This is a genomic window from Streptomyces sp. ActVer (assembly GCF_027270795.1).
GTDB classification, from domain to species: domain Bacteria; phylum Actinomycetota; class Actinomycetes; order Streptomycetales; family Streptomycetaceae; genus Streptomyces; species Streptomyces umbrinus_A.
Map to the genome: position 1 here is coordinate 1 of NZ_JAPWHT010000952.1, position 965 is coordinate 965.

Annotated in this window: 1 pseudogene; it reads right to left on the reverse strand. The window is 73.7% G+C overall.

The features are described 5' to 3' along the window. Nucleotides 1-457: 457 nt before the first annotated feature. Nucleotides 458-965, reverse strand: a pseudogene (locus tag O3Q52_RS53560) (Ppx/GppA family phosphatase); the annotation flags it as partial.

Here is a 965-nt window from a genome sequence, read left to right on the forward strand (position 1 = left end):
GCTTTGGCTGGGGGGTGACTGGCCCGGGCGGCGGGTCCGGGTGACTGGTCGGCGTTGGGGATTCGGGTCGTGGGTGGGTGGGTGCGGGTTGGGTGTGGCTTGTCGCGCAGTTCCCCGCGCCCCTGGGGGGGGTGGGGCTGAGCGTGTGTGTCGTGTGACGGTCGGACGGGGTTGCTCGCGCAGTTCCCCGCGCCCCTGGGTGGGTGGGGTCTGGGGGTGTGCGTCGTCTGACCGTTTTCGTGGGTTGCTCGCGCAGCTCCTCGCGCCCCTGAAAGATTGCGCCGTTCCCCGCGCCCCTGAAGGCTGCGACGGTCCTCGCGTGGCTGAAGAGTGCGGCGGGGCCCCGCGCCTCTAGGCACTGCGGCGGCCCCCGCGCCCGTGAAGACTGCGGCGGCGCCCGCGCCCCGGAAGGTTGCGGCCGTTCCCGTGGCCCTCGCGGCGCGCAGGGTGGCGTGCTCTACGGGGTCGCCATCTGGTCCAGGGTTCGGAGGATTACGCCCTCTCTCAGGGCCCAGGGGCAGATTTCGAGGGTTTCCACGCCGAAGAGGTCCATGGCGCCGGCGGCGACGATGGCGCCTGCGAGGAGTTGGTTGGCGCGGCCTTCGGAGACGCCGGGGAGTTCGGCGCGTTCGGCGGTGGTCATGGCGGCCAGGCGGGGGACCCAGTCCTCCAGGGAGCGGCGCTTGAGCTCGCGCTGGACGTACAGGCCGTCGGCCGAGCGGGCGGCCCCCGCGATACGGGCCAGCTGCCGGAAGGTCTTGGAGGTCGCGACGACGTGGTCGGGCGCGCCGAAGCGGCTGAATTCCCCGACCGTACGGGCGATCTGGGCCCGCACATGGCGGCGCAGGGCCCTGATGTCCCCCGGGTCCGCGGGATCGTTCGGCAGCCAGCCCGCGGTCAGCCGACCCGCGCCCAGCGGCAGCGAGGCCGCCGCGTCCGGCTCCTCGTCGATGCCGTACGCGATC